Annotated in this window: 5 protein-coding genes; 2 read left to right on the top strand and 3 right to left on the bottom strand. The window is 70.0% G+C overall.

Features of this window, described 5'->3' with window-relative positions; all coding sequences use genetic code 11:
- Nucleotides 1-256 precede the first annotated feature (256 nt).
- The 3 genes from BEK98_RS47065 to BEK98_RS47055 are packed head-to-tail and all read right to left on the bottom strand — an operon-like array spanning nucleotide 257 to nucleotide 3386.
- A complete protein-coding gene (locus BEK98_RS47065; RefSeq protein ID WP_094222939.1) occupies nucleotides 257-1156 on the bottom strand; it encodes a carbohydrate ABC transporter permease in 900 nt (299 codons plus the stop codon).
- The gene (locus BEK98_RS47060; RefSeq protein WP_167444462.1) at nucleotides 1156-2064 is read right to left on the bottom strand and encodes a carbohydrate ABC transporter permease; all 909 of its coding nucleotides are present in this window, start codon (nucleotides 2062-2064) and stop codon (nucleotides 1156-1158) included. The genes BEK98_RS47065 and BEK98_RS47060 overlap by 1 nt, the downstream gene beginning before the upstream one ends.
- 2 nt (nucleotides 2065-2066) lie before the next feature.
- On the bottom strand, nucleotides 2067-3386 hold the full coding sequence (locus tag BEK98_RS47055) for an extracellular solute-binding protein (protein ID WP_208643442.1): 1320 nt from the start codon (nucleotides 3384-3386) through the stop codon (nucleotides 2067-2069).
- A 216-nt stretch (nucleotides 3387-3602) separates the two neighbouring features.
- Here BEK98_RS47055 and BEK98_RS47050 point away from each other — a divergent pair, with 216 nt between their 5' ends.
- Nucleotides 3603-4634, top strand: a complete 1032-nt coding sequence (locus BEK98_RS47050) for a LacI family DNA-binding transcriptional regulator (RefSeq protein ID WP_094222937.1) — start codon at nucleotides 3603-3605, stop codon at nucleotides 4632-4634.
- Between the two features lie 42 nt (nucleotides 4635-4676).
- Nucleotides 4677-6983 carry a beta-xylosidase/alpha-l-arabinosidase gene (locus BEK98_RS47045; RefSeq protein ID WP_094222940.1) on the top strand — a complete coding sequence of 769 codons (2307 nt, stop codon included), beginning with the start codon at nucleotides 4677-4679 and terminating at the stop codon, nucleotides 6981-6983.
- Nucleotides 6984-7035: the final 52 nt, after the last annotated feature.

Genomic DNA, 7035 nt, shown 5'->3' with positions numbered 1-7035 from the left:
ACCTGGAGTCGATCACCGCGGCCGGGTTCTCGACGGAGGAGTACGAGCAGGCCATGCGGGTGCTGACCCGGATCGAGGCGAACCTCACGGGGACGTCCTCCGACGCCGAGGATTCCTCGGTCGTCTGCTGATCGCCCGGCCGGCCCCTTCGCCCGGGTAACCGCTCACGAGCGGTTGACGTAGGTCGACGCCCCACCACACGGGGCGTCTTCCTGTCATGAAGCGGGGCCTTCCCTCGGAAGCTGCCGGCGTGTGGTCACTTGCCGAATCCCGCGGTGAGGCCGCTGATGAGCTGGCGGCGGCCGATGGTGTACAGGGCGAGGATCGGCAGGGTGGAGAGGACGACCGCGGCCAGGATGGCGGGGACGTTGATCGTGAACTCGCCCTGGAAGCTCCAGACGTACAGCGGCAGGACGCGCTTGTCGGGGCTCTGGGTGAGGATCAGCGGGAACAGGAAGCCGTTCCAGACGTTCAGCGCGTCGTAGATGGTGACCGTGATCAGCGCCGGGCGGGACAGCGGCAGGGCCAGGTTCCACAGCATGCGCCAATGGCCGGCGCCTTCGGCGCGCATCGACTCGTACAGCTCGTCGGGGATGTCCCGGAGGAAGTTCGCCATGATGATCACCGTGATCGGGATCGCGAAGGCCGCCGAGGGCAGCACGATCGCGAGCAGGGTGTCGTACATCTGCGCCTTGGCGATCAGGTAGTACACCGGGATGATCGTGGCCTGGAGGGGGATGGCGAGGCCCAGCAGGAAGACGCTGAACGTCCAGCGCAGGGCGCGGCTGGTGCCGCGCACGATGGCGTAGGCGGCGAGGAAGGACACCGTGAGGGTGAGCACGGTGGCGCCGGCCGTGACCAGGAAGCTGTTGAGCAGGTAGTGGCCGAATCCGTTGTCGAGGACCTGGCGGTAGTTCTGCAGGGTCGGGTGCGTGGGCACGGAGAGCGGGTTGGCGTCGAAGTAGCCCTCGCGGGTGCGCAGGCTGGTGACGACGACCCAGTAGACGGGCACGAGGACGATCACCAGCCAGACCAGGCCGCCCAGCGCGCCGAGCGGGTTGGTGCGGCCCAGCCGCCACAGGCGGCCGCGGGACGACGGGCGTACGGCCGGCGTGGCGGGTGAGTCGGTGGACGGGGCGTGGGAGAGCGCGGACATCACATACCTGCCTGCTGGCTGCGCATCCGGCTGAAACCGGAGAACCGTACGAGGGCGAGGGAGAGGACCAGTCCGGCCGCGACGAGCACCACGGAGATGGCGCTGGCAAGACCCATCTGGTTGCTCTGGAAGCCGGTGATGTACATGTCGAGCGGCAGGATGCGGGTGGAGTAGCCGGGGCCGCCGCCGGTGAGCACGAACACCAGGTCGAAGTAGGTGAGGGAGCCGACGGTCATCAGCGTCGACGACGTGACGATCGTGTAGCGCAGCTGGGGCAGGGTGATGTGCCAGAACTGCTTGATGCGGCCGGCCCCGTCGATCGAGGCGGCCTCGTAGAGGGAGGCCGGGATCTGCCTGGCCCCGGCCTGGTAGAGCAGGGTGTGGAAGGGCAGGAACTGCCAGGCGATGACGAACACGACGGCGTAGAAGGCGAGTTGGGGGTCGCCCAGCCAGTCCTTGTCGAGCAGGGGGAGATGGAGCGTCGCTCCGAGGCCGAAGTTGGGGTCGAGCAGGTTCTTGAAGATGATGGCGATCGCCGCCGTGGAGATCAGCAGCGGCACGAAGTAGAAGACGGCGAGCAGTGCGCGGTAGCGCTGCTTTCCGGCGACGAACACGCCCAGCAGCAGGGCGAGCGGGGTCTGTACCGCCCAGGAGATGAGCATCATCTTGAGGGTGAGCCACAGGGCGTGCCGGGTGACGTCGCTGGTGAGGGCCTCGTGCCAGTTGTCGAAGCCGGCCCAGGCGGGGCTGCCCAGGCCGTCCCAGCGGGTGAAGCTCAGGTAGACCACGATCGCCATCGGCACGAGCGCGAACAGGGCGAACAGCAGCAGCGCGGGCAGGGCCATGAGGAACGGCGGGCCGTCGCCACTGCCGCGTCGGCCGGGCGGAGCCTTGGAGGCGTCGGTCAGGGTCACTTCGCCGCCGCCTGGTCCATCTGGGCGCAGAACTGCTGCGGGCTGATCTGGCCGAGGAAGAGCTGGTCCAGGTGGGTCAGCAGGGCGTCGCCGAGTGCGGGGCTGAGCGCCTGGTCCCAGGAGAGCTGGAAGCTCTTGGCGTCGCGGGTGAGGTGGTAGACGTAGGTCGTCCAGTCCGCGTTCTTCGTGGTCTTGAGCTTGGCGTCGAGGTCCTTCACCGGCGGTACGTCGCCGTTCTTGAGGAGGCTGTCGACGTAGCTGTCGTTGTAGACGCCGTCCTTGAGGTAGGACACGGCCGTCTTCTTCTCCTTGGCGCTCGCCTGTGCCGACACGGAGAAGAAGTTGGCGGTGTTGCCGACGATGTTCGTCGCGTCGCCCTTGCCGCCGGTGACCGCCGGGAAGCCGGCCCAGCCCAGGTGGCCTTCGGAGACGAACTTGGGCGAGCCGGAGGCGATGGTGCCGTATCCCCAGCTGCCCTGCAGGATCATCGCGGCCTTGCCGGTGTACACCTGGGCCTCGGCCTGGCCGGCGTCGGCGGAGACGGAGGTGAAGCCCCTGGCGAAGCCGCCGGCGTCGACCAGCTGCTTGATCATCTGGGCGGACTTGAGGACGGCCGGGTCGGACCAGGCGCCCTTCTTTCCCGCGGCGATGTTGGCGAAAGTGTCCGGGCCGCCGACGCGGTCGACCAGGTACTCCAGCCACATCAGGTCGGGCCACTTCGAGGCGCCGCCCATGGAGATCGGGGCGATGCCCTGTGCCTTGAACTTCTTCACGAGGGCGAGCAGGTCGTCCCAGGTCTTCGGCGGCTCGGCGCCCGCCTTCTGGAACAGGTCCTTGTTGAAGTACAGGACCACGGGCTGCACGCCGTTGACCGGGACGCCGTAGACCTTGCCGTCGATGGTGGCGGACTTCAGCACCGACGGGAAGATGCGGTTCTTCCACTCGGGGTTCTTGTCCAGGTCGGGCGTGAGGTCGGCGACCTTGCCGGCCTTGACGTAGTCGGCGAGCGCACCGCCGCCCCAGTTCTCGAACAGCACCGGGCCGTTGCCGGCGCCGACGGCCGTACGCAGCTTCTGCTTGTACGGGTCGTTCTGGAAGAACTGGTAGTCGACCTTGCTGTCGGCGTGGGCCTTGTTCCACTCCGTGGCCGAGGCGCGGAAGGTCGCCTCGGATCCCTGGGTGAGGGCCCAGACCAGCGTGCCGTCGCCGGAACCGCTGCCGGTGGTGCGCCCGCTGCTGCCGCAGGCCGTTACCGTCAGGGCGAGGGCCGCCGCTCCGGCGGTCACCAGGAGACGGGTGGACATTCTCGTGGCCATCGTGAGCTCCTTCGCTCTCCAGAGGCTCGTACGCGCTTCGCGGCTCTGCGCAGCGGCTCGAAAATTTTCGAAACCTCTGTGTTTCGTGGCCGACAAAGTAAGTGCCCTTTTCGGCCGGGTCAAGATGTCCGTGGGTTTAATCTTCAGCACAAATTCAACGCTGGACCGGCGCGAAACCTTGCGCTAACTTCCCCGTAAGCCTTCGAAAGGATCAGCATGGCGAAGAGAGCCGTCGAGCGGAGCCGGACGACCCTGACCGGTATCGCCGAAGCGGCCGGGGTGTCGGTGGCCACCGTGTCGAAGGTGGTCAACGGCCGCACCGACGTGTCGCCCGAGACCCGGGCGCGCATCGAGCGGCTGCTGGTCGAGCACGACTACGTCGCCCGTGGCCCGGGCGGCGCCCAGTCGCCGGTCCGGACGATCGACCTCACCTTCGACCAGCTGGTCAACCCCAACGACCTGGTGATCACCCAGGGCGTGACGGAGGCCGCGGCCGAGGCCGGCGTCGACGTCGTCATCGGCGTCGCTCCCGACGATCCGCTGGGTGCGGCCTGGACGAGGAAGATCGCGCACGCGGGGCGGGAAGGGGTCATCCTGGTGACCTCGGAACTGACCGCGCGGCAGCGGGCCCAGTTCGCGCAGTCGGGCATCCCGCTCGTGCTGATCGACCCGATGAACGTGCCCGACGAGAGCGTGCCGAGCATCGGTGCCACCAACTTCAGCGGCGGCATGGCCGCCACCGAACACCTCCTCAAGCTCGGCCACCGCCGTATCGCGATGATCGAGGGCCGGCACGACGCCCTGTGCAACACCGCCCGGCTGCACGGGTACCAGGCCGCCCTCACCGGCGCCGGCGTGACGCCCGACCCGCGCCTCATCAAGCAGGGCGACTTCCGGTTCGAACCCGCCTACCGGGCCGCCCTGGAGCTGTTCGCCCTGGACGAGCCGCCCACGGCCGTCTTCGCCGGCAACGACCTGGAGGCGTTCGGTGTCATCGAAGCCGCCCGCGTGCACGGCCTGCGCGTACCGGAGGACGTGAGCGTCGTCGGCTTCGACGACACCGCGGCGGCCGCCACCTCCGCCCCACCCCTGACCACCGTCCGCCAGCCCTTCGCCGAGATCGGCCGCGCCGCGCTGCGCAGCCTGCTCCGGCTCGCCGCGGGACAGCCCCTGGACAGCCACCGGATGGAACTCGCCACCCAGTTGGTGGTCCGGGCATCCACGGCCCCACCCCCCAGCCACACCTGACCCCACACCGGCGCCATGCGCCACCAGCTCAAGGGACGCACCATGACCACACCCTGGGCCGATCCGGCCTGCCCGCGCGACGACAGGGTCGAGGCCCTCCTCGCGGAGATGACCCTGGAGGAGAAGCTCGCCCAGCTCGGCAGCGCCTGGCCCGGCGTCGAGAGCGTCAGCGGCAACGTCGCCCCGATGCAGGACGTCTTCGCCCGGCACACGGAGTTCGCCTCGGCGAGCAAGGACGGCCTGGGCCACCTCACCCGGCCGTTCGGCACCCGCCCCGTCGATCCGGCCGAGGGTGCACGTCAACTCGCCGCTCTTCAACGCGAGTTGATGGGCAACACGCGGCTGGGCATCCCGGCCATCGCGCACGAGGAGTGCCTGACCGGCTTCACCGCCTACCGCGCCACCGTCTTCCCCACCGCCCTCGCCTGGGCCGCCACGTTCTCCCCGGCCCTGGTCGAGCGCATGGCCCACGCCATCGGCAGCAGCATGCGCCGGGTCGGCGTCCACCAGGGCCTCTCCCCCGTCCTGGACGTCGTACGGGACTACCGCTGGGGCCGGGTCGAGGAGACCCTCGGCGAGGACCCGTACCTGGTCGGCATGACCGGCAGCGCCTATGTGCGCGGGCTGGAGAGCGCCGGGATCATCGCCACGCTGAAGCACTTCGCCGGGTACTCGGCCTCCAAGGGCGCGCGCAACCACGCCCCGGTCTCCATGGGGCGCCGGGAGTTCACCGACGTGATCCTGCCGCCGTTCGAGATGGCGCTGCGCGAGGGCGGGGCGCGCTCGGTCATGAACTCCTACTCCGACGTCGACGGCATGCCGGCCGGCGCCGACCCGTCCCTGCTCACCGGAACCCTGCGCGAGGAGTGGGGATTCGAGGGCACGGTCGTCTCCGACTACTGGTCGATCGCCTTCCTGCGGACCATGCACCGGATCGCGGCCACGGACGGCGAGGCCGGTGCCCGCGCCCTGGCGGCCGGGATCGACGTCGAACTGCCCGACACCCTGTGCTACGGCGAACCCCTCGCCGAACTCGTGCGGTCCGGCGGCGTCGCCGAGGACCTGGTCGACCGCGCCGTACGCCGTGTGCTGCGCCAGAAGGCCGAACTCGGGCTGCTCGACGCCGACTTCCGGCCCGAGGTCGACACCGAGGAGCCGATCGACTTCGATCCGCCGGCCCATCGCGCGATCGCCCGTGAACTGGCCGAGCAGAGCATCGTCCTGCTCGACAACCGCGACGGCATCCTGCCCCTGGGCCAGGACACCCCGTCCCTCGCCCTCATAGGCCCCTGCGCGGACGACCCGAACGCCTTCTTCGGCTGCTACTCCTTCCCCAACCACGTCCTGCCTCACCACCCCGGCTACGACAACGGCATCGAGACGCGCTCCCTGCTCGACGCCCTCGCCGCCGAGCTGCCGGGCACCCGGATCGCGTACGAACAGGGCTGCCCGGTCAAGGACATCGACCGCGGTGGCTTCGAGGCGGCCGTCGAGCAGGCCCGGCGGGCGGACGTCTGCGTCGCCGTCGTCGGCGACCGCGCCGGCCTCTTCGGTCTCGGGACCTCGGGCGAAGGCTGCGACGCGGAGGACCTGACGCTGCCCGGCGTCCAGGGCGAGCTGGTCGAGGCGCTGCTGGCCACCGGCACCCCGGTCGTGCTGCTCGTCGTCTCCGGCCGGCCCTACGCGCTGGGCGCCTACGCCGACCGCGCAGCCGCCGTCGTCCAGGCCTTCTTCCCCGGCGAGGAGGGCGGATCCGCGCTGGCCGGTGTGCTGTCCGGGCGGGTCACTCCCTCGGGCAAGCTCCCTGTCCAGGTCCCGAGGAGCCGGGGTGGCCAGCCCGCCACCTACCTGCACGCTCCGCTGGGCGGCAACAGCGAGGGCGTGAGCAATCTCGACCCCACGCCGGCGTACCCCTTCGGACACGGGCTGTCGTACACGACGTTCGCCTACGAGGGGATCGAGCTGAGCGCCGAGCGCATCCCGACCGACGGTGAGGTCGAGATCAGCTGCCTGGTGCGCAACACCGGGGACCGTGCCGGTGCGGAGGTCGTGCAGCTCTACACCGCCGACCCGGTCGCCCAACTCCCCCGCCCGGTGACGCAGTTGACCGGATTCGCCCGCGTCCTGCTCGCTCCCGGCGAGCAGCGCCGGGTCACCTTCCGGCTGCATGCGGACCGGCTGGCCTACACCGGGGCGGACCTGCGCCGCATCGTGGAGCCGGGCGAGATCGCGGTCATGGTCGGTTCGTCCAGCACCGACGTCCGGTTGCGCGGCACGTTCCACCTGACCGGTCCGGTCCGCGCGGCCGGTGCCGACCGGGTCCTGCACACGGCGGTGGACGTGGGCTGAAAGCGCAACGGCTGCCCGGCCCGTCACCTCTCGGTGACGGGCCGGGCAGCCG

The sequence above is a fragment of the Streptomyces diastatochromogenes genome, from assembly GCF_002242805.1.
Classification (GTDB): Bacteria; Actinomycetota; Actinomycetes; order Streptomycetales; family Streptomycetaceae; genus Streptomyces; species Streptomyces diastatochromogenes.
The sequence above is the reverse complement of the archived record's forward strand: the minus strand, read 5'-3'. Positions and strand labels throughout refer to the sequence as shown.

Excerpts from the sequence above, each read along its gene's own strand:
- BEK98_RS47065 (WP_094222939.1), bottom strand. The coding sequence starts at position 1,156 with ATGTCCGCGCTCTCCCACGCCCCGTCCACCGACTCACCCGCCACGCCG.
- BEK98_RS47055 (WP_208643442.1), bottom strand. The coding sequence starts at position 3,386 with ATGGCCACGAGAATGTCCACCCGTCTCCTGGTGACCGCCGGAGCGGCG.
- BEK98_RS47050 (WP_094222937.1), top strand. The coding sequence starts at position 3,603 with ATGGCGAAGAGAGCCGTCGAGCGGAGCCGGACGACCCTGACCGGTATC.
- BEK98_RS47045 (WP_094222940.1), top strand. The coding sequence starts at position 4,677 with ATGACCACACCCTGGGCCGATCCGGCCTGCCCGCGCGACGACAGGGTC.